This is a genomic window from Mangrovihabitans endophyticus (assembly GCF_014646155.1).
In the GTDB taxonomy this organism is placed as follows: Bacteria; Actinomycetota; Actinomycetes; order Mycobacteriales; family Micromonosporaceae; genus Actinoplanes; species Actinoplanes endophyticus.
The window spans coordinates 122,876-142,348 of the sequence record NZ_BMMX01000009.1; the positions used below are offsets into that span (position 1 = coordinate 122,876).

The following is a 19,473-nucleotide window of genomic DNA, read 5'->3' on the forward strand; positions in this document are numbered from 1 at the left end:
GAAACGGAATTCTCACCCTAACCGGCGCCGGGCCCTCCCGCGATCACATCCCCGCCACCGCTGCGTGGCGCGTCCGGCCGCCATCCGAGCAGGGTGGTCCCGGTGCGGCGGGCACGCAGCGCCGCGTACATCCGCCGGCCGCCGTCGCGGAACAGCCGGGCCGCCGCCTCGCCGGGCTCCAGGAACCGGGCGTCCTCCAGTTCGTCCTCCTGGCGGCGCAGCGGCACGCCCGGGCCGAGGGTGCCGCCGTCGAACAGGAAATGCATGATCGGCCGGGTGCGCGGGCCGGCCGCCGGCAGCCAGTCGACCACCAGCAGGGCACCCAGATCCAGATCCAGGCCGACCTCCTCGCAGATCTCCCGCCGGGCGGCCTGCTCCGGGTTCTCCCCGGCGTCCATCGCGCCGCCGGGGAACGTCCAGTGCGGCGCATAGCCGGGCTTGACCAGCAGCACCCGGCCGGCGTGGTCGGTGATGAAACCGCCCGCGGCGCCGTGATGGACGGCCACCTGCTGCCAGTACTGCTCCGGTTCGATCCAGGCCATGCCCGCCAATGTAGGCGGCACGTACAGGCATCACACAGCGGGCACACCGCCGCCGGACAAGCTGCCGGGTCATCGTCGAGACAACCGCGCAGCGAATCGAGGTGTCGACATGACCGACACGATGACCCGGCCCCGCGCCTGTTCCTCCGCCGTGCCCGGGGCGCCTGGCAGCCCGCCGCCGGAGGACGTGCCGCCGTCCCCGCCGCCGTCCGGGCTGCCCGCGCCGGGCGGCGGCGACCGGCGCTGGCCGCGGCGGGTTGCCGGCGGGGCTCTGGTGCTGGCCCTGATCGCCGGGGGCGGCACGGCCGGCGGGGTGCTCGCCGACCACTATCTGAGCGGCCGCGACACGCCGTCCGCCGCGGCGGTGGGGACCACCGCCGCGGTCACCGAGGACGCGGACCTGGCGAAGGTGGCCGCCGCGGTGGAACCGAGCATCGTGACGGTCACCGTGGACGGCGCCCGCTCGTCGGTGCTCGGCTCCGGGGTGATCCTCACCTCGACCGGGCTGGTGGTGACGAACAACCACGTCATCGACGCCACCGGCACGGTGCGCGTGCGGCTGTCCGACGGGCGTACCGTGCCGGCCACGGTGGTCGCCGCCGACCCCACCCACGATCTGGCGCTGGTGCAGGCGCAGGGGGTGTCCGGGCTGACGCCCGCGACGTTCGGCACCGGCGACAGCGTCGCGGTCGGCGACACGGTGCTGGCCTTCGGAGCGCCGCTGGGGCTGGAGGGAACCGTCACGTCGGGCATCGTGTCGGCCACCGACCGCACGGTGTCCGCGGGCGATGCGGGCTCCGGCGCGGCGAACGGCGGCGGTGACGGATCGTCCGGCGGTGACGGATCGTCCGGCGGCTACGGATCGTCCGGCTCGGGTGAGCGGCTGACCGGGCTGCTGCAGACCGACGCGGCGATCAACGAGGGCAACTCCGGCGGCGCCCTGGTGGACCTGTCCGGTCACGTGATCGGCATCAACGTGGCGATCGCCACCGCCGGCGGCAGCACCGGCAACATCGGCGTCGGCTTCGCCATCCCGGCGGACACGGTCACCGCGGTGGTCAAGCAGTTGCAGTCGCAGGTGCGCTGAACCACCGGGTGAGGGCGGTGCGCAGGGCGGCGGCCGGTTCGCCCTCGCGCCACGCCACGTAACAGTCGGGCCGCAGCAGCATCGCCGGGCCGGCCCCCGGGGCGGCGACCGCGTCCACCCGGTCGCGCCACCCGGCGGCCACCTCGTCCAGGCCGTCGCCGGGACGGTGCAGCAGCAGCGGACGGCCGGTGCGGGTCAGCTCGGCCAGCCGGGTGCCGTCGTGCAGGGTGACGTCCGGCGCCCACCCGCCGACACCGTCGTACGCGAGGTCGGCGCCGGCGATCAGGCCGGCGATCCGCCGCAGCGTGCTGGTGTCCTCCAGCATCTCGCCGAACAGCGTCCGCAGGGCCGTGACCCGCGGTCCCGGGCCGACCAGCATGCCCTGCGCCTGGGTGTGCATGATCACCCGCAGGCCGACCGGGCGGCGCTCGCTCTGATAGGTGTCCAGCAGGCCCGCGGGCGAGCGGCCGCGCACCTGCGCGGCCAGCTTCCAGCCCAGGTTCACCGCGTCCCTGCAGACCGAGGTTGAGTCCCGGACCGCCGATCGCCGAGTGCACGCTGAGCAGGGTGCGCCCGTCCGGAAGCAAAAGTTGCGGGCCACGCATAGATGCGTGGCCCGCAACTTTCTCAGCCGGCCAGGTGACCCCAGCGGTTCTCCAACTCCGCCCAGCCGCCCTGCGCGGCCACCCGGCCGTCGATCAGCACCAGCACATGATCGGCCTGCACCAGCGCGGCGCGCTTGGAGGTGGAACCCACCACCGTGACGCCGTGATCGCGCAGCGCCCGCCACAACTCCAGCTCGGTGGTGACGTCCAGCGCCGAGGACACGTCGTCGGCGATCAGCAGTTCGGTGCGCGGCGCCAGCGCCCGGGCCAGCGCCAGCCGTTGTAGCTGGCCGCCGGACAGCCGGGTGCCCTTGTGCCCGATGAGCAGTTGCAGGCCACCGCCCGCGGCGGCCAGATCGTGCTCAAGCTGCGCGGTGGACACCGCACCGGCGGCGTCCACCGGGTGCCCCAGCGCGATGTTGTCCGACACCGTGCCGGACAGCACCCGCGGGAGCTGCGCGACATACCCCACCTGGTTGGGCCGCAGGAACAGCTCGGGCTGGTCCACCGGGTCGCCGTTCCACCACAGATCCCCGGTGTGGTGCACGATCCCGGCCAGGGCGCGCAGCAACGACGACTTGCCCGCGCCCACCGGACCGGTCACCAGCACCAGCCTGCCCCGGTCCACCACCAGGTCGACGTCGCGCACGCCCACGGTGCCGTCCTCGTGCACCGCGTTGAACCCGGCCAGCTCCAGCCGGTGCAACGGCTTGCGGGCCGCGGTCGGCGGTGCCGGCGCGGTGCCCGCGCTGAGGTCCACCCCGGCGACCGGCGCGGAGTACTCCGCCGTGCCGGTCATCGCGACCGTGCGGCGCGTCCAGACCCGCGCCGACGGGAAGTGCGACACCAGCGACGCCGTGGTCCACGCGAACCACCGCGCCGCGCCCAGGGTGGCCACCGCGATCAGGGTGGCCGCCGCGGACAGGTGCCCGGCCAGGTACATCGCCCACGCGGCGATCGGCAGCAGGCCGCTGACCACCGAGGGGGTCGAGCGCGCCCACACCTGGATGGCGATCTCCCGGCGCTGCCGGTCGCTGCGCACCCGGTCCAGCGTCGCCAGGTGCGCCAGCACCGGCTCGGTCGCCCCGGCCAGCTTCACCGTCCGCGCCGCGGTCAGCGACGACACCAGCGCGGTCGCGAACGCGGCGCGGGCGGCCACGGTGCGGCGTGCGGCCCGCTCCAGCCGGGGGCCGAACACGGTGGCCGCCAGGCCGGACACCACCATCGTGCCGACGAAGAACAGCGCCGGCACCGGCGAACCGGACGTCCACGTCATCGTCACGATCATCACGATGCTGATGCTGGTGTCGATCAGGTTGTCGGCGAGCATCACCACCCGCTCGGTGTCGCCGCCCTGCGCGACCACCTCCGCCGGGGTGTGCTTGCTGATCCGGCGCGGCCCGATCTGGCCGTGCAACAACCGCAGGCTGATCCGCAGCATCTGGCGCACCCACCACTCCGGGAACCAGGCGCCGGTGTAGTACAGCGACGGGATCGCGACGAGCAGTCCGGCCGCGATGCCGAACGCCGGATACCACGGCTCGCCGGAGCCGTCCACCACGTCGGCCCACAGCAGCGGCAGGATCGCGCCGTCCAGGCCGAGCAGCACCAGCACCACGAACAGGGCGACCGCGCCCATGCCGAACCGCGCGTCGTTGGTGGCCAGCCGCGCGATCTCCCGCATGGTGCGGGCGGGTGGCGCCGGCGGCAGCGGCGGCGGGTCGGCCATCACCGTCGCTCGCGCCCCCACCACCGCGCCCGCCGGCCCGGCCTCCTCGGGCAGCCGCACGTCCCGCTCGGCGAGCAGCACCCCGCCGGTCGCGGACTGCGGGGTCCGTCCCGGTGCGACACCGCTGGCCAGCAGCTCGCGGAAACGCCGGGACTCGCGCAGCGGCCCGGCCTCCACCAGCGCCCCGTCGCCGAGCACGATCACCTCGTCGCAGCGCTGCACCGACGACAGGCGGTGCGCCACGATCACCCCGATGCGCCCGCGCAGCAGGCGATCGGTGGCCCGCTGCACCCAGCCCTCGGTGACCGGATCCATCCGCGCGGTGGCCTCGTCGAGGATCACCACGTGCGGGTCGCGCACCAGGATGCGGGCGAAGGCCACGAGCTGTTCCTGGCCCGCGGACAACTTGTGGCCACCCTCGCCGAGCCGGGTGTCGATGCCCTCGGGCAGAGCGGCCACCCAGCCCCGCAGGCCCAGCTCGTCCACCGCGGACGCGGCGCGCGGCAGCAGATCGGGGTCGAACAGCGCGATGTTCTCGGCCAGCGTGCCGGCCAGGATCTCGGTGCGTTGCGGCACGATCGAGGTGAACCGGCGCAGGCCCTCCACGGCCAGGTCGTTGATGTCGGCGCCGGCGAAGAACACGGTGCCGCGCGGCACCTCCACCGACCGGGTCAGCACCTTCGCCAGCGTCGACTTGCCCGAGCCGGTGCGCCCGATCAGCGCGTACGAGCGGCCCCGCTCGAACCTCAGGTCGAGGTCCCGCAGGGCGGGCGGGCGGCCGGAGTCGGACTGGCCGTACCGGAACGTGAGACCGCGGATCACGATGTCGCCGGCCCGCGGCGGCGCCCCCGCGGTGGGCTCCTGCGGCACGTTCCGCAGCAACTGCACCCGCGACCACGCGCCCAGCGCGTTCTGCAGCTCCGGCACCATCCGGGTGACATGTTCCAGGGTGCCGCCGAAGCCGAGCGCCAGCAGCCACACCGCGGTCAGCCGCGCCCCGTCGATGTGCCCGCCGGCCAGCGCCCAGACGCCGATCAGCACCAGCGCGGCGATCAGCACCCGGGTGATGGCGCCCGCGGACATGGTCACCCGCGCCGACATCCGCCACACCCGGCGGCCACGCCGCAGCACCTCGGCGGCACGCCGGGCGAACAGCGCCCGCACGTACGGCGCGGCCAGGCTGGTCCGCACGTCATCCTGGCCGTGGATGGCCTCCTCCATCGCGGCGGCCATGTCGGACCAGGCCTCCTCCTCGCTGATCCGCGCCGGGGAGATGCGCCGCACCGGCCCGCTCATGGTCACGTAGAGCAGCCAGCTCACCGCCACCATGCCGAGCCCGGCGGGCCACCAGACGGCGAACGCGGTGATGATCGACCAGGTGGCCACCGCCAGCGACTGGACGATCCGCACCCCTCCGCCGCGCAGCTCGGCGCCCACCTGGTAGACGTCGCTGTCGATGCGGTCCAGCAGCTCACCGACCGGGGTGTTCTCCAGCGACGGCAGGTCCTGCCCGAAGGCCACCCGGTTGAGCCCGCGGCGGGCGTGCGCGGCCCAGTCGGCGGTCAGCCGGGCGGCGAGCAGCCCGACCGCGACGTCGCTGAGCACCGCGGCGACCAGGGCCGCCGCCAGCACCGCGAACAACGGCGCCGACCGGTGCACCAGCACCGCGCCGGCCAGCGCCAGCGCGCCCGCCTGCCCGGCCGCGCCCAGCACGATGAGTGCCAGGGCCAGGCCGGTGCGGCGTCTGGACGTGACCCAGAGATCGCGGAACAGACGCATCGGAAGTCCTCACGGCAGGGGGGCGGTACCCCCATCCTCCGTACGCCGGCACGTCCGCTCAATCCAATTTCGTCGCTGTTCGGTGCCATCCACGTCACGCTGCGCTGGCGGCCCCGGCGTGCAAGCGCAGCAACGTGATCTCACTGGGCGCGAAGACCCGGAACGGCGGACCCCAGAATCCGGTGCCGCGGCTGGTGTAGAGCTGCGTGCGCGCGCCGTGCCGGCTCAGCCCGGCGAGCACCGGCTGGTCCAGCCGCACCAGGTAGTGGAACGGCCAGATCTGCCCGCCGTGGGTGTGCCCGGACAGTTGCAGGTCGACGCCGTGCGCCACCGCGCCGTCGACCTGCTGGGGCTGGTGCGCCAGCAGCAGCACCGGCAGCTCCGGGTCGGCGCCGCGCAGCGCGGCGACGTGGTCGGTGTGGTGGCCGGGCACGCCGGACCCGGCCGCGGTGCGGTCGTCCACACCGGCGACGACCAGCCGGGAACCGCCGCGTTCCACCACCACGTGCCGGTTGTGCAGGGCCTCCCAGCCCAGCGCCGCCATGTGCTCCACCCAGCGCTGGGCGCCGCTGAAATATTCGTGGTTGCCGGTGACGTAGACCTTGGCCAGCCGCGCCCGCACGTCGCGCAGCGGCGCGGCCTGCTCCCGGCGCTGCGCCACCTCGCCGTCGGCGATGTCGCCGGTGTGCGCGACCACGTCGGCGTCCAGCTCGTTCATCGCCTCGACCACGCCGGCCGACCACCGGGCCCGGTCCAGCGGCCCGTAGTGCGTGTCGGTGATCAGCACCACCCGCAGACCGTCCAGCCCGGCGCCGAGCCGGGGGAGCGTCACGTCGACGGTGCGCACCCGCGGCACGCGCATGGCCGCCGCGTAACCGGTGACCAGCAGAACCGCCGAGACGGCCAGCACCGCGGCGGACACGATCCGCGCGCGGGCCGGATCGGCGACCCCGGCCAGGGCCAGCACCGCACGCAGCGCCAGGCTCAGCACCGACCAGGTGAACAGCACCCACACCACGCCCAGCAGGGTGTCGGCGACCCGGGCGGCGGGGTCGCTGCGCCGGCGCCCGTGCCCGGCGGCCATCAGCACCGGGAAACCCGCCAGCGCCGCGGCGAACACGACGGTGGCGGCCACCGCGACCGGACCGGGCCAGTCGTTGCCGCCCCGCACCAGCGTCCACCAGGGCACCCCGAACAGCAGCACCAGAACGGCCGCCACGGTCAGCCCGGACATCCACGCCCGCACCCGGACCCGCGGCCGCGCCGCCTCATCCACCGTCACACCGCAAGCTTGCCACCCCGCCCTCCCGTGCGGCCCAGGACGGGGCGGCTCAGGACGGGGGCGTCCCAGGACGGGCGGCTCAGGACGGGGGCGTCCCGAGCGTACGGGTCAGCCCCGAGGGCACCACCAGGTCGGCGCGGTCGCGGGTGGCCAGGATGACCGCGGCGTTGCGTTCGTCGGTGCCGGTGGCCCACTCCACCGCGGACGACTCCGGCTTGCCGAACCGCACGTGCCGCTCGACCAGCCGGCGCCGGCGCTCCTCGGCGTCCAGCTCGACGTACCACGCCTCGTCGAGCAGCGACCGCACGGCCGCCCAGCGCGGATCGTCCACCAGCAGGTAGTTGCCCTCGGTGACGATCAGCCGGGCGGACCGGGGCACCGGGATCACCCCGGCGATCGGCTGTTCCAGGACGCGTTCGAAGCCCGGCGCGTACACCAGGTCGTCGGCGTCCTCGCGCAGCCGGCGCAGCAGCGCGGCGTACCCGAGCGCGTCGAACGTGTCCGGGGCGCCCTTGCGCGCGCGCAGCCCCAGCCGCTCCAGCTCGACGTCGGCCAGGTGAAACCCGTCCATCGGCACGTGCGCCACCGGCACCCCGGTCGCGGACAGCGTGCCGACGAGTTGCTGCGCCAGGGTGGTCTTGCCGGCGGCCGGGGCGCCGGCGATGCCGAGCACCGCCCGGCGGCCGTCACCGGCCAGCCGGGTGGCGCGCTCGACCAGGTCGGCGAAGGTGACACTCATCCGATCATTGTGCCGTGCGGCGCGACCGGCGTGCGTGAACCCGGTGGTCAGAGCCACAACCGGCGGGCGGCGACCCCGGCCGGGGACAGCGGCCGGGCACCGGCCCGGGCCAGATCGCCGCGCACCCGCCGGGGCAGTTGCGCGCCGAGCGCCCGCAGCGCCGGGAACAGGTCCAGCACCTCCCGGTGGCTGAGCGCGCCGGCCCCGATGATCACGCCGTTCACCGCCATCGGGTTGCGCGCCAGCTCCCGGCACAACGCCGCCCGCCACGACGGGTCGGCCACCCCGAGGGCGAACTCCCCGGCGATCCGGTTGCTCACCGTGACCGCGGGCGTGTCGGCACCGCCGCGACCGGACCGGGCCAGCACCGGCGCCAGCCGCACGGCCACGCCGAGCTGGGCGGCCAGCTCCGGCAGCGTCAGCGCCTCCAGACCGAAGGCGCAGACGTCACACAGCCGCCGGTACGTACGCGCGTGCACCGTCACGGCGGGCCGCGGGCAGCCGCCCACCGGGCCGCACAACCCGTCCATGATGATCTCGGCGAGCCCGCCCGCCTCGTCGAAGCGTCCCACCCCGAACCAGGTGAGCGGGAAGGCCCGGTAGCGGGCCAGCGCGGCGTACTCACTGGCGTATCCGTCGCGGTCCACGACGATGCGTGGCGCGCTGGCCGGTGCCTCCGGGTGCTGCGCTTCCAGCCGGACGAGTCGGAACATCGGCACGCTCCTGAGCAAGTGCGAATCCGCCGCCGGGACGGCCGGCACCTCGCGCGCCGGCCGGGAGTCGGCGGAGCGGCGGTCGCCAGAGGGTACGGACCGGACGGGCCGCGCGGTTCACCGCGTCCGCGAACCGGCGGTGTCGCCTGTCCGATGCGCCCCGGGACGCATCGGTCGTTGGTATGAGCCTTCTCTCCGGGCCAGGCAGTCGCTACTGAGCTGGGCGAACTCGATCTAGGGTGGGACAAGATCGGCGGGCGCCGGGGCCGGAGCCGTCCCGGGCAGGAAACGGTGCGAACCCGTCAAGCGCGCCGGGCGACCGGCCGATAGGAACCATGCCGGACCGACAGGCGACCACGCCGGCGGAGGGAGGACGACCGCGGTGACCGTCACGGCGCCACGCGGGTGGCAGACCCTGCCGGTGCTCATGTACCACTCGGTGTCCGCGGCCGGCGGGCCGCTGCGCGACCTCGCCGTGCCCGCCGCCCGGCTGGCCGAGCACCTGGCGGCGCTCACCGGCGCCGGGTACCGCCTGGTCGGCCTCGCCGCGGCGCTGGATCTGCTGGACGCCGGCAGCCCGCAGGCCGGGGCGGAACGGATGGTCGCGGTCACCTTCGACGACGGCTACCGCAACTTCCTCACCGCGGGCGTCCCGGCGCTGGCCGAGGCGGGCGCCGGCGCCACCCTGTACGCGTCGGCCGGCCATCTGGGCGAGCACGCCGGCTGGCTGGGCCGCTGGGCGCCGGACTTCGGACGCCTGCTGACCTGGGAGGAGCTGGTCGAGGTCGGCGCGGCCGGGATCGAGGTGGCCAACCACGGCTGGCGGCACCACCCGCTGGACGTGCTGCCCCACGCGCAGCTACGGGCCGAGATCCGGCGCAGCCGCGACGAGCTGGAGCAGCGCCTGCAGACACCGATGCGCGGATTCGCCTACCCGCACGGCTACCACGACCGGCACGTCCGGGACGCGGTGCGGCAGACCGGGCACGACCACGCCACCGAGGTGGGCCGCCGCCGGCACACCCCGGCGGACCGGCGGTTCGCGGTGCCCCGGCTGCAACCCACCCCGGACATGACCGGTGCCGACCTGGTCGCGTTGGTGGCCGGTGGCGGCCCGGCACTGGTGCCGCGCGTCAAGCGGCTCGCGCAGCCCGGCTGGCGCGTCGTCCGCCGGATCGCCCGCCGGGCGGGGAAGAACCTGACGTGAGCCCGTCGCACCGCGCCTCGGCACGCCTCAGCCGCCGCGGCATGCTCGGCCTGGCGGCGCTGGCCGGGCTGGCGGCCGCCGAGCTGGGCCTGGACCGGTTGCGCACCGACGACCGGCCGGCCGAGGCGAGCACCGGCCCGGCGCCGCCGTCGGCGTCCGCCGGGTCCGCGCCGCCGCCGTCGCCCAGCAGCGCGCCGCTGCCGCGCGGGGACGGCGGCCCGGTGCCGTTCATCCCGGGCAAGGCCATGCTCGGCGCCTATCTCGACCTGGAAGGGTTGTCCGACGCGCAGAGCCAGGCGCTGCGCCGCAGGCAACTGGGCCGCCCGGAACGGATCGTGCACGTCTTCTACGACTGGACCGACGACCTGCCGCGCGCCGTCGACGCCCGCCCGTCCGGGGCGGTCCCGATGGTCTCCTGGCGGGGGACCGCGTACGACAAGATCCTCGACGGCCGCTACGACGCGATGATCGCGCGGGCGGCCCGGCGGCTGATCGCACAGCGCCGCCCGGTGATGCTGCGCTGGGGCTGGGAGATGAACGGCGGCTGGTACCCGTGGGGCGGCGCCAAGAACGGCGAGAACGCGGAGGGGTTCGTCCGCTCGTGGCGGCGCCTGCACCGGATCTTCGCCGACGAGGGCGCCGACAACGTGGCCTGGGTGTGGAGCCCCAACTGGAACGACAGCCCGGACGAGGAGTGGAACCGGATGGCGCACTACTACCCCGGGGACGCGTACGTGGACTGGGTCGGCGTGTCCGGTTACAACCTGCACCACGAGACGCCCGCCAGGCTGTTCGACGACTTCTGTGCGGCGTACGGGCCGGACAAGCCGGTGATCATCACCGAGGTCGGCGCGGTGGACCGCGGCGGGCGCACCAAGGCGGACTGGATCACCCTGTTCGCGCAGTGGGTGCGGGCCACGCCGCAGGTCGGTGGCATCACCTGGTTCGACACCGACACTCACTACAGCTATCCGGAGAAGTGGCGCATCGACTCCGACGAGGCCTCGCTGGCCGCGTACCGGGCGATGGCCGACGATCCGAGGTTCGCCGGATGAGGGCGGGCCGGATGTGGCCGGACCGGATGCGGGGCGCCCGGATCAGCGCCCGCGACCGGTTCTTCGCCGCGGTCGAGGTGACCCGGATCATCGGGCCGCTGCGCACGCCGGACGCCGACGCGGTGCGGGCGGCGCTCGCCGGGCTGCACGCGGACCGGCCGGGCGCCCGGGTGGTCAGCCGTCTCGACCTGGCCGGCGGTCGATGGCGTCCGGTGCCCGCGGCCGACGCCCCGGCCTGGGTGCGGAACCTGGTGATCGACGCCGGCCCGGACGCGGACGCGGACACCACGCTGGCCCGCCTGAGAGCCGAGCCGCTGGGCCAGCGGCCGCTGCTGTTCGGGGTCGGCGGCGCGTACGCCGGGCTGCGCTTCAACCACGCGCTGGGCGACGGACGGTTCCCCGCCCCGCTGATGCTGGGAGTGCTGTCCGCGGCCGCCGCCGGTGAACCGGCCCGCTACCCGTACCCGTCGGCCACGCGGCTGCCGCTGCTGCGCGCGCTCGGGCATCACCTGGGCCGGCGTCCGGGCCGGCTGCGCGCCGCCGCGGGCCTGGACCGGCCCCCGTCCCCGCCGGCCACCGGGGACGAACTGCCCTGGCGCCCGGCGATCGCGCACCACTGGGCGCGCTCGCAGCCCGGCGCCGCGTCCCGGCTGCGCGCCTGGCGGGACCGGCACGCCCCGGCCGCCTCGATCGGCGCGGTGCTGTCCGCGGCGGTCACCGTCGCCTTCCGCGCCCACGTCGGGCCCGGCGACCGGCCCGGCGTGATGGTGCTGGTCGATTCGCGCCGGTACCTGCCCGACGGCGTGTCGGTGAACGGCAACTTCGTGTCCGGCCAGTACGTGGCCCCGCCCGACCCGTCGGACCCGTGTGCCGTGCACGAGGCGATGAGCGAGTCCCTCCGGTCCGGCCGGTCGCTGACCGCGCTGGCCCTGCACAACGCGCGCCTGGCGCTGACCGGGGCGCCGCGCCCGCCGGACACCGTGCCGCGCGAGCCGGGCCCGCATCTCACCCTCACCTATGTGGGCCGGGCCGACCGCTACGCGAACCTGCCCTGGCTGGCCGGGCACCCGCAACGGCGGCTGATCAACGTGGTGAGCACCGCCGGGCCGCAGGGCGTCACGGTGGCGGTGGAGGAGTTCGGCGACGTGCTGCACGCGACCACCACCTTCCACGAGAACGTCTTCGACCCGGCGGCGATGGCGGCGGCGACCGACGCCCTGGTGCACCACGCGCCGGACCTGCTGGCCCACGTCAACCCCCAGTCGTGACATCCGTCCGCCCCGCCCCGGGGTGCGCGACCCCCGCGCCGCGCCGCGCGTCGCCCGCCGCGTGCCGCGGGTCGCCCGCCGCGTGCCGCGGCGTGTCGCCGTCGATCTTGAACTTAGTGGTCCGACAAGCCGGCCATATCACGCCGAAAGGGGCACACAAAGGTCAAGATCGACGGTCCTGGCCCGCCCCGCCGCGTCGATCATGAGGTCTGCGGTCCGACAAGTCGCATGAGACAGGACGAATCCGGCCCGCTATTGCCAAGATCGGCGCTGCGGGGTGGGCGATGGACGGCGGGGCGGGTGCGGGCTACGGGCGGGGTGCGGGCTACGTGCGGCCTACGGGCGGGGTGCGGGCTACGTGCGGCCTACGGGCGGGGTGCGGGCTACGGGCGGGGTGCGGGCTGGGTGCGGGCTACGGGCGGAGTGCGTGGGGGCGGTCGGGTCAGGCGGGGTTGGTGACGTCCGTGGCGCGTTCCGCCGCCGCCACTGCGTTGCGGAACAGCATCGCCACCGTCGTCGGGCCCACGCCGCCGACCCGCGGCGTGATCGCCCCGGCCACCTCGGCCACCGACTCGTCCACGTCCGGCAGCAGTCGGCGTCCCTCGTACCGCACCCCGGCCCCGATCACCGTCGCGCCCGGTTTGACGTGGTCCGGCCGGATGATGCCCGGTACGCCCGCCGCGGCCACCAGGATGTCGGCCCGCCGGGTGTAGCGGTCCCAGTCGGGCACGCCGGTGTGCACCACGGTCACCGCCGCGTTCGCCGTCGGCCGCTTCTGCGCCAGCATCATCGCCAGCGGCCGGCCGATCGTGGCGCCGCGGCCCAGGATGACCACCTCGTGCCCGGCCACCGGGATCTCGTAGTGGGCGAGCAGCGCCTCGATGCCGGCCGGGGTGCAGGGCAGCGGACCGGGCAGGCCCACCGACAGCCGTCCCAGGTTCAGCGGATGCATGCCGTCCACGTCGGCGTCCGGGTCGACCGTCATCAGCGCCGCGTCGTAGTCCAGGTGACCCGGAACCGGGTACTGGATCAGCAGCCCGTGCACGGCCGGGTCGTCGTTGAAAGCGGCGATCGCCCGGTGCAGGTCCTGCTGTGTCGCGTCCGCGCCCAGGTGCGCGTGCGGCGACACGAAGCCCAGCTCGGCGGCCTGCTTCTGTTTGATCCGGATGTAGCCGGCGCTGGCGTCGTCGTCGCCGACCAGGATGGTGGCCAGCGCGGGCTCGACGCCGCGCTCGCGCAGCGCCGCGGCCCGCCGCGCCACGTCGGCCAGCACGGCCTCGGCCACCGGCTTGCCCGCCAGGACTCTCGCAGTCATGTGCCACGCCCCTTCACGTGGGCACCCAGGCGGACGGCCCCCACGACCGCTCCCCGATGGTGCACGCCATCCTCGTCGCCGCCAGTCGCGTGAGGCCCGCCAGCTTACCGGCGGCACCGGGGCCGGGGTCAGGCGGCCGGGTCAGGAGACCGGGTCAGGAGACCGGGTCAGGAGGCCGCGACGAACAGCGTCCGGTACGCCGTGGTGTCTCCCGACCGGTACAGGGTGACCGTGAGCCGCTGGTCTGCGGGCACCACCAGGGACCCGGTCCACGAGCCGTCGCCCGCGGGAACCGTGCGCCGATCCACCCGCGCGCCGTCGGCACCGGTCACCACCAGGGTGTAGGGGCCGTCGGCGGCCAGCAGCCCGTCCGCGGTGAGGCGCAGCGTACGGTTCCCGTCGCCGTTCGGCGCGCCCGGCGGCGCCGCCGACAGGGTGGTGACCGTGACGTGGTAGCTCTCGTGGGCGCTGCGCAGCGACACCCATCCGGCGCCGCCCAGCACCGCCAGCACCAGCAGCAACGGCAGGAACTCCCGGACCACGCGGCGGCGCTGTTCACGTGCCTGGGCCTGGCGCACGCGCTGCTGCGCCAAGGCGAGCTGCTTCTCGGCCAGCCGCCGCCGCGCCAGCTCGGCCTGCTGGTCGGCCCGGCGCTGCGCCTCCTGCGGCGACGGCGCCTCGCGCACCACCGGAATCTGCACCGTCTCCGCCTCGGCCGTCCCGGCCGCCGGGCGGCGGCGCAGCCGCACCGGTCGCACCACCGCGGTCCAGACGATCAGCGCGGCGAGCGTCACCGCCGCCGCCGACACCGCCCACCACGCGCGGTCCAGGGGCATCCCGGCGGCGTTGCCGACGAGGCCGCTGATCACCAGCACGCCCAGGCTGAGCGCGGGCGCCAGCACGGTCCGCTCCACCGCGGTCATGGTCTGCCGGCGGAACAGCACCTCGGTCAGCGCCAGGCCGGGCAGCGCGAAGCCGAGCAGCAGCGCGCCGGCCACCGCGAGCGGCTGCGGCGCGGCCAGCACCGCGACCGCGGCCAGCACGGTGACCACCGCGAGCAGCCGCGCGGCCAGCCAGTTCATCGGACGGCTCATGCGTTCCCCATCCGGTAGATGCGCACCGTGCCGTTGTCGTACAACCGGTCCACCCCGGACAGCGCGTCGAACTTGCCGATCTGCGCGGCGGTCAGCGGCTGGGTGATCCGGCCGGCCCGCGGGTCGTTCTCGAAGTACGCCTCGCTGACCGGCAGTTGGGTGCTCAGCCGCCGGTCCACCACCAGATAGTCCAGGCCCAGGTCGGCGACCTTCTGCTCGTCGTCCAGCGTCCACTGGTCGGCGTAGTACAGCGAGCCCACCTCGCGGACCGGATCCTGCCGCCCGTACGTGGAGGCCAGCGACACCGACGTCACGTCCCCGCCGACCCGGTGGCCCGGGCCGAGCGTGGTGCGTTCCCAGTTCGCGGCGTCCACGCCGTACGCGTCCACCGACCGTTCGAAGCCGCCGGCCAGGTACGGGCCGGGCAGCAGCGAACCCAGCGGCGGCCAGCCGCCCGCCCGCGCGCCGATCATCAGGATGGTGACCAGGGCGGACCCGGCCAGCACCCGCAGCACCAGGTTGCGGCCGGTGGGCGGGGCCACATACAGGGCCGGCTGAACCCACCAGCGGCGGCCCTCGGCGTCCCGCGCCGGCAGGATCTGCACCGCCCGGACCAGGGCGATCGCGGCGATGATGGAGATCGGCACGTACGTGAAGGTGGACAGCCGCCCGGCGATCTCCGGCCCGTTCTGCCCCAGGAACCGCACCCCGTTGCCGGCGAAGAAGATCGCGCCGCCGGCCAGCGCCGCCCACCGCCAGTCGTCGGAGTCCCGGCGCGTCACCATGTCCCGCGCGACCGCCAGGTAGAGCACGAACAGCCCGATCAGGCCGGAGCCCTGCAACACGAGCTGGCCAACCGACACCGGCGCGGACACCGACCCGGCGCTGACCTCGTTGGTCAGCAACATCCGCACGGTCTCGACCACCTGCTCGGCGGGCGCCTCCAGATATCCGATCACGTCTCGCGCGACCAGCAGGATCCACGCGCTCACCACGGCCAGCGCCACGGTCGGCATGATCAGCGCCGACCAGCGCCGGGGCCGGTGCGTGGCCACCTCCGCCACGCTCACCAGCAGCAGGGTCGCGACGAGCGCGAACGCGGTGACGTGGTGGCACACCGTGGTCAGCCCGATGGACAGCACCGTGATCGCGGCGAACACCCGGCCGTTGCCCTCGCGCCAGCGCCGGTTCGCCCAGATGGCCAGCATGAAGAACGGCAGCGCCGCGGTCTGGTACAGGAACATCGAGCTGAAGAACAGGTAGTGCAGGGCGGTGGCGTAGATGGCGCAGGTGACGCCGGCCACCGCCGGCGAGTTGCTGGTCCGCAGCACCAACGCGAACAGCACGCCGACGAACACCAGGTGCGCCACCCCGGCGACCATGATGCCCGCCACGCTCACCGGCAGACCGGTCATCGAGGCGATCGCCGCGCCCATCTCGGCCAGGCCGGGGAAGTGGACGGCCGGTGGCAACGCCGGGTTGGGCTGGAACAGCTTCCCGGTCTCCAGCACGATGGTGGTGGCCAGCCAGTGCTGCAACTCGTCCGGGAACCGGAACTGGTCCGGGGAGTACATCCACTTCAGCAGGTACTGGTTGATGGCCAGCCCCATCACCAGCAGGAACGATTCGGCCACGCCGGCCATGCGCCGGCTGAGCAGGCGCAGCACGACAGGGGTGAAGACGACGATCTGACCGATCCAGTACGCGACGGGGGCGCCCGCCGCGCTGTCCCGGCCGCCGGCGTAGGCCCACGCCACCATCAGCACCCCGAGGCTGGACACGAGCAGCACGAATGGGGCGTGGCCCAGATCCCACGGGCCGCCGCGCGGCACCCGGCGGCGTTCCCAGCGCGGGATCCGCCGTCGTTCCTGGCCGTGGGACGGGCCGGCGTCCGCGCGTGACGCCCCGGCGCCGGGGAGTTCGGCGTCGCGACCATCGGCGCGTTGCGGCGCGGCCACCCGGCTGGGCAGCCCGGTGCCGGGGCGGCCCGGCACCACCGGCGCCCGGCTGGCGGCCGGCACCGCGTCCGCGTCGCGGGCCGGTGTTGCGATGACGGCGGTGGCTTCGGGGTCGCCGGGTCGGATGACGGCGGTGGCTTCGGGGTCGCCGGGTCGGATGACGGCGGTGGCTTCCGGGTCGCCGGGCCGGATGACGGCGGTGGCTTCGGGGTCGCCGGGTCGGATCACCGCGGTGGCTTCGGGGTCGCCGGGTCGGATGACGGCGGTGGCTTCCGGGTCGCCGGGTCGGATCACCGCGGTGGCTTCCGGGTCGCCCGGCCGGATCACCGCGGTGGCCTCCGGATCACGCCGGGGCGGCCACGGCGCTCGCACCTGCACGCCGGTCCGCACCCGCGGCCGTGCGGAGCCGGGCCGCCGCGGGTGCGTGGCGTCATCCGGCGATTCGATCTGCTGGATCGACGACATCCGCTCGCGCGGCCCCGGTCCGTGCGGCGTGGCCGGGCGGACGGGCGTGTCGGCCGCTCGCGCGGCGTCGGGCGTCTTGTCCTTGTCCATCAGCTTCCATGTCCCCGTGGGCCGGTGGCCGGGTGGCGGCCGGTTCCGGGCGTCGTGCGTGGGCGTGCGGTGGCGGGCCGGTCCGGGCGGCGGCCCGCCCGGTGCGGACACCCCGTCGTCACCGAGGATGCCCAATGCCGGGCCGGGATTCCGGTGAACCGCGCAGAGTCCACGTCAGCGGCGCCCCCGCCGGACGGTCCGGGCCGCGCGGCGTCCGCGCAGGTACGCCAGCGGTCCGCGCAGCATGCCCCGCCGGTTGGCGCCCAGCAGCTCGCGCGGGAAGTCCTCGCGCAGCGTGGCCACCCGCGGGCTGTCCGAGCCGGTGAGGTCCCGCAGCGCCGTGGGCGCGAGCCGCAGCAGCGGCCACAGCAGCGCCGGGCGGCGCAGCAACAGGCCGGTGTAGGCGGCGGTGAGCCCGGTGCCGTACCCGACCATCTGCTTGCGCAGACCGGAAAGGTCGCGCCGGTGGTAGTGGTGGGTGACCGCGCTGGGCTGGTAGACGATGGTGCCGCCGCCGAGCAGCACCTGGGTGAAGGCCAGGGTGTCCTCCGAGCCCATGGCCGGGGTGCCGGCGCCCAGCGCGGTGTCCCAGCCGCCGATGCGTTCGATCACGCCGGGGCGGAAGGTCATGTTGGCGCCGGTGCCGAACGGCGGCAGCGGGTAGAGCGGGCTCTGCCGGTGCGCGGTCGCCGGGGAGAACACGTCCGGGGTGAAGCCGCGGCCCTTGCTGTGCCCGCCGAACTGTTCGAACCACAGTTGCGCGGTGCTCTCCAGCTCGGCCGGCACGATCACGCCGGAGACCACGTCGGCGTCCGGGTGGTCGGCCAGCGCCCGGGCGACCTCGGCCAGCCAGTTCGGGTCGGCGTACTCGTCGTCGTCGATCCAGGCCAGGATCTCGCCCGGCGCGGCGGCGACGGCGGCGTTGCGGGCGAACGACAGTCCGGGCGTGGGTTCCCGCAGGTAGTCGACCGGACCACGGCGGGCTGCCGCAGCCACCGCGGCGGCGGTGGCGCCGGTGACCGGCGCGTTGTCCACGACCAGCACCCGGAAGTCCGGGTACGCCTGGTCGAGCAGGCTGTCCAGGCACCGGGTCAGCTCCTGCGGGCGTTCCCGGGTGCAGACCACCACGGTGATGTGCGGTGCGTCGGCGAGCACCTCGCGCCGCCGGGCCAGGAAGGCCGGCTCGCAGGCCGGGGTGATCCCGTCCACGGGCAGCCGGTCCAGTCCCAGGCCGGCCAGTTTCGGGGCGAGTGGCTCGCTCAGCCCGGCCTGGACCGCCACGGCCAGTTCGGCGGGGCGCAGCCCGGTGTCCGGCACGTCCACGAGCACGGTGCCGAGCGGCTCGGTGAACAACCGCACCAGGATCCAGGCGCGCGCCACCCGGCGCCCGTCGGCGGCCACCGCGGCGACGGTGGGCAGCGGGTCGGACAGGTCCACGTCCAGCACGACGGCGGGCAGGATCTCCCCGGTGGGGGTGACCGGCGGCGCGGTCAGCATCCGGTGCCCGGGCCGCGCCGCGCGGGGGTCGACGCCGGCGGTCATCGGGCCACCTCCGGCACCGCAGGCATCCGCGTGGCGCGCCGCGCGGCGACGGTCTCCACCGCGCCGCCCAGCCCGGCTGCGGTGACGCCGGCCACCACGCTGCCGGCGCGCAGGGCATGCCGCCAGCCCTGCCCGCGTACGGCGTCGGACAGGTTGCGTCCGACCGCGCGCGGCAGCGACCGCAGGTAGCTGCGCTCCGCGCTGAGGTTGTCGGTGCTGCTCTTCAGCCCGGCCATCTGGACCTTGCCGCGGCCCTCGGCATAGCACCGGCGCAGGAAGAACCCGAATGTCGAGTGGGAGCGCGGCACTTCGTGCCGGATGACGGCGTCCGGGACGTACATCCACCGGCCGCCGCCTGCGTCGCTCATCCGCAGGCACAGCTCGGTGTCCTCGGGGCGGTTCTGGGCGCCCAGCTTGCCGAAGCCGGTGCGGAAGCCGCCGACCGCGAGGAACGTCTCGCGGCGCACCACCATGCTCGCCGACCAGACGTTGCGGATCGGGGCGACGGTGGTGGGCATGCCGGCGTAGGAGCCGCCGACCGCCCAGAGGAACTCGTCGGGCATCCATGCCGGGCGCGCGTCCTCCCAGGCCGGGTCGATCGCGCCGCCGGCGCCCACCACGCCCGGGTCGGCGAACGGTGCCACCAGCGCGCCCAGCCACTGCGGCCCGGCCACCACGTCGTCGTCCAGGAAGGCGATCAGCTCCGTGGTGGTGTGGAAGGCGCCGGTGTTGCGGTTGCCGGAGACGCCCTTCTCGTACCGGTTCTCCAGCACCGTGACGCCGGGCAGGTCCCGCCGCACCCGGCGGAACATGGCCGGGTTGTGGTCCACCACGACCACGATCTCGGCGGGCGTGTGCTGCTGGGACCGCGCCGAGGCGACGGTCCGGACGAGCTGCGGCCAGCGCTGCTCGGCGTGGGTGGGGATGACGATGCTGACGGCGGCGCCGTGCGGTGCGGTGTCGTGCTGGTCCACGAGGGGCTCCTGAGACGAGGGGACTCGGG

15 protein-coding genes are annotated in these 19,473 nt (G+C 75.1%); 4 read left to right on the plus strand and 11 right to left on the minus strand.

From position 1 onward, the window contains the following. Positions 1 to 17 precede the first annotated feature (17 nt). Positions 18 to 542, minus strand: a complete 525-nt coding sequence (locus IEY73_RS13315) for an NUDIX domain-containing protein (RefSeq protein WP_189079495.1) — start codon at positions 540 to 542, stop codon at positions 18 to 20. Positions 543 to 651: 109 nt separating this feature from the next. Here IEY73_RS13315 and IEY73_RS13320 point away from each other — a divergent pair, with 109 nt between their 5' ends. Further along, positions 652 to 1,629, plus strand: coding sequence for a S1C family serine protease (locus IEY73_RS13320; protein ID WP_189079496.1), 978 nt, complete (start codon positions 652 to 654; stop codon positions 1,627 to 1,629). On the opposite strand, the gene IEY73_RS13325 is transcribed toward IEY73_RS13320, so the two are convergent. From IEY73_RS13325 to IEY73_RS13345, 5 genes are all read right to left on the minus strand, one after another. Next, entirely contained in the window at positions 1,601 to 2,134 is a 534-nt protein-coding gene (locus IEY73_RS13325) for an aromatic-ring hydroxylase C-terminal domain-containing protein (protein ID WP_229715803.1), read from the minus strand. The genes IEY73_RS13320 and IEY73_RS13325 overlap by 29 nt on opposite strands. A gap of 122 nt (positions 2,135 to 2,256) precedes the next feature. Continuing rightward, positions 2,257 to 5,742 carry an ATP-binding cassette domain-containing protein gene (locus IEY73_RS13330; RefSeq protein WP_189079497.1) on the minus strand — a complete coding sequence of 1,162 codons (3,486 nt, stop codon included), beginning with the start codon at positions 5,740 to 5,742 and terminating at the stop codon, positions 2,257 to 2,259. Positions 5,743 to 5,836: 94 nt separating this feature from the next. Continuing rightward, positions 5,837 to 6,976, minus strand: coding sequence for a metallophosphoesterase (locus tag IEY73_RS13335; protein ID WP_189079546.1), 1,140 nt, complete (start codon positions 6,974 to 6,976; stop codon positions 5,837 to 5,839). 127 nt (positions 6,977 to 7,103) lie between these two features. After that, on the minus strand, positions 7,104 to 7,763 hold the full coding sequence (locus IEY73_RS13340) for a nucleoside/nucleotide kinase family protein (protein ID WP_189079498.1): 660 nt from the start codon (positions 7,761 to 7,763) through the stop codon (positions 7,104 to 7,106). Between the two features lie 47 nt (positions 7,764 to 7,810). Beyond that, a complete protein-coding gene (locus IEY73_RS13345; RefSeq protein WP_189079499.1) occupies positions 7,811 to 8,476 on the minus strand; it encodes a hypothetical protein in 666 nt (221 codons plus the stop codon). Positions 8,477 to 8,858: 382 nt separating this feature from the next. On the opposite strand from IEY73_RS13345, the gene IEY73_RS13350 reads away from it, so the two are divergent. Genes IEY73_RS13350 through IEY73_RS13360 form a run of 3 tightly spaced genes read left to right on the plus strand, consistent with a single transcriptional unit; the run spans position 8,859 to position 12,006 of the window. Next, on the plus strand, positions 8,859 to 9,683 hold the full coding sequence (locus tag IEY73_RS13350; RefSeq protein WP_189079500.1) for a polysaccharide deacetylase family protein: 825 nt from the start codon (positions 8,859 to 8,861) through the stop codon (positions 9,681 to 9,683). Continuing rightward, positions 9,680 to 10,738, plus strand: a complete 1,059-nt coding sequence (locus IEY73_RS13355; protein WP_189079501.1) for a glycoside hydrolase family 26 protein — start codon at positions 9,680 to 9,682, stop codon at positions 10,736 to 10,738. Before IEY73_RS13350 ends, IEY73_RS13355 begins: the two co-directional genes overlap by 4 nt. Then, positions 10,735 to 12,006 (plus strand): serine/threonine-protein kinase, encoded by a 1,272-nt coding sequence (locus IEY73_RS13360; RefSeq protein WP_189079502.1) that lies wholly within the window; start codon positions 10,735 to 10,737, stop codon positions 12,004 to 12,006. Before IEY73_RS13355 ends, IEY73_RS13360 begins: the two co-directional genes overlap by 4 nt. 442 nt (positions 12,007 to 12,448) lie before the next feature. Here IEY73_RS13360 and IEY73_RS13365 read toward each other — a convergent pair whose 3' ends face one another. The 5 genes from IEY73_RS13365 to IEY73_RS13385 all read right to left on the minus strand — a co-directional run bounded on the left by IEY73_RS13365 (position 12,449) and on the right by IEY73_RS13385 (position 19,444). Beyond that, positions 12,449 to 13,321 carry a bifunctional 5,10-methylenetetrahydrofolate dehydrogenase/5,10-methenyltetrahydrofolate cyclohydrolase gene (locus IEY73_RS13365; protein ID WP_189079503.1) on the minus strand — a complete coding sequence of 291 codons (873 nt, stop codon included), beginning with the start codon at positions 13,319 to 13,321 and terminating at the stop codon, positions 12,449 to 12,451. Between the two features lie 167 nt (positions 13,322 to 13,488). Next, positions 13,489 to 14,415 carry a hypothetical protein gene (locus IEY73_RS13370; protein WP_189079504.1) on the minus strand — a complete coding sequence of 309 codons (927 nt, stop codon included), beginning with the start codon at positions 14,413 to 14,415 and terminating at the stop codon, positions 13,489 to 13,491. Then, entirely contained in the window at positions 14,412 to 16,928 is a 2,517-nt protein-coding gene (locus tag IEY73_RS13375; protein ID WP_189079505.1) for a putative glycosyltransferase family protein, read from the minus strand. The genes IEY73_RS13370 and IEY73_RS13375 overlap by 4 nt, the downstream gene beginning before the upstream one ends. Positions 16,929 to 17,102: 174 nt before the next feature. Next, positions 17,103 to 18,470, minus strand: coding sequence for a glycosyltransferase family 2 protein (locus IEY73_RS13380; protein WP_229715804.1), 1,368 nt, complete (start codon positions 18,468 to 18,470; stop codon positions 17,103 to 17,105). Next, a complete protein-coding gene (locus IEY73_RS13385; RefSeq protein ID WP_189079506.1) occupies positions 18,467 to 19,444 on the minus strand; it encodes a glycosyltransferase family 2 protein in 978 nt (325 codons plus the stop codon). Before IEY73_RS13385 ends, IEY73_RS13380 begins: the two co-directional genes overlap by 4 nt. Positions 19,445 to 19,473 lie beyond the last annotated feature (29 nt).

What these genes read in the sequence shown, in the direction of transcription:
- IEY73_RS13380 (WP_229715804.1), bottom strand. Translation starts at nt 18,470, where the DNA reads ATGACCGCCGGCGTCGACCCCCGCGCGGCGCGGCCCGGGCACCGGATG.
- IEY73_RS13315 (WP_189079495.1), bottom strand. Translation starts at nt 542, where the DNA reads ATGGCCTGGATCGAACCGGAGCAGTACTGGCAGCAGGTGGCCGTCCAT.
- IEY73_RS13365 (WP_189079503.1), bottom strand. Translation starts at nt 13,321, where the DNA reads ATGACTGCGAGAGTCCTGGCGGGCAAGCCGGTGGCCGAGGCCGTGCTG.
- IEY73_RS13340 (WP_189079498.1), bottom strand. Translation starts at nt 7,763, where the DNA reads ATGAGTGTCACCTTCGCCGACCTGGTCGAGCGCGCCACCCGGCTGGCC.
- IEY73_RS13320 (WP_189079496.1), top strand. Translation starts at nt 652, where the DNA reads ATGACCGACACGATGACCCGGCCCCGCGCCTGTTCCTCCGCCGTGCCC.
- IEY73_RS13330 (WP_189079497.1), bottom strand. Translation starts at nt 5,742, where the DNA reads ATGCGTCTGTTCCGCGATCTCTGGGTCACGTCCAGACGCCGCACCGGC.
- IEY73_RS13375 (WP_189079505.1), bottom strand. Translation starts at nt 16,928, where the DNA reads ATGGACAAGGACAAGACGCCCGACGCCGCGCGAGCGGCCGACACGCCC.
- IEY73_RS13360 (WP_189079502.1), top strand. Translation starts at nt 10,735, where the DNA reads ATGAGGGCGGGCCGGATGTGGCCGGACCGGATGCGGGGCGCCCGGATC.
- IEY73_RS13345 (WP_189079499.1), bottom strand. Translation starts at nt 8,476, where the DNA reads ATGTTCCGACTCGTCCGGCTGGAAGCGCAGCACCCGGAGGCACCGGCC.
- IEY73_RS13370 (WP_189079504.1), bottom strand. Translation starts at nt 14,415, where the DNA reads ATGAGCCGTCCGATGAACTGGCTGGCCGCGCGGCTGCTCGCGGTGGTC.
- IEY73_RS13335 (WP_189079546.1), bottom strand. Translation starts at nt 6,976, where the DNA reads ATGTCCGGGCTGACCGTGGCGGCCGTTCTGGTGCTGCTGTTCGGGGTG.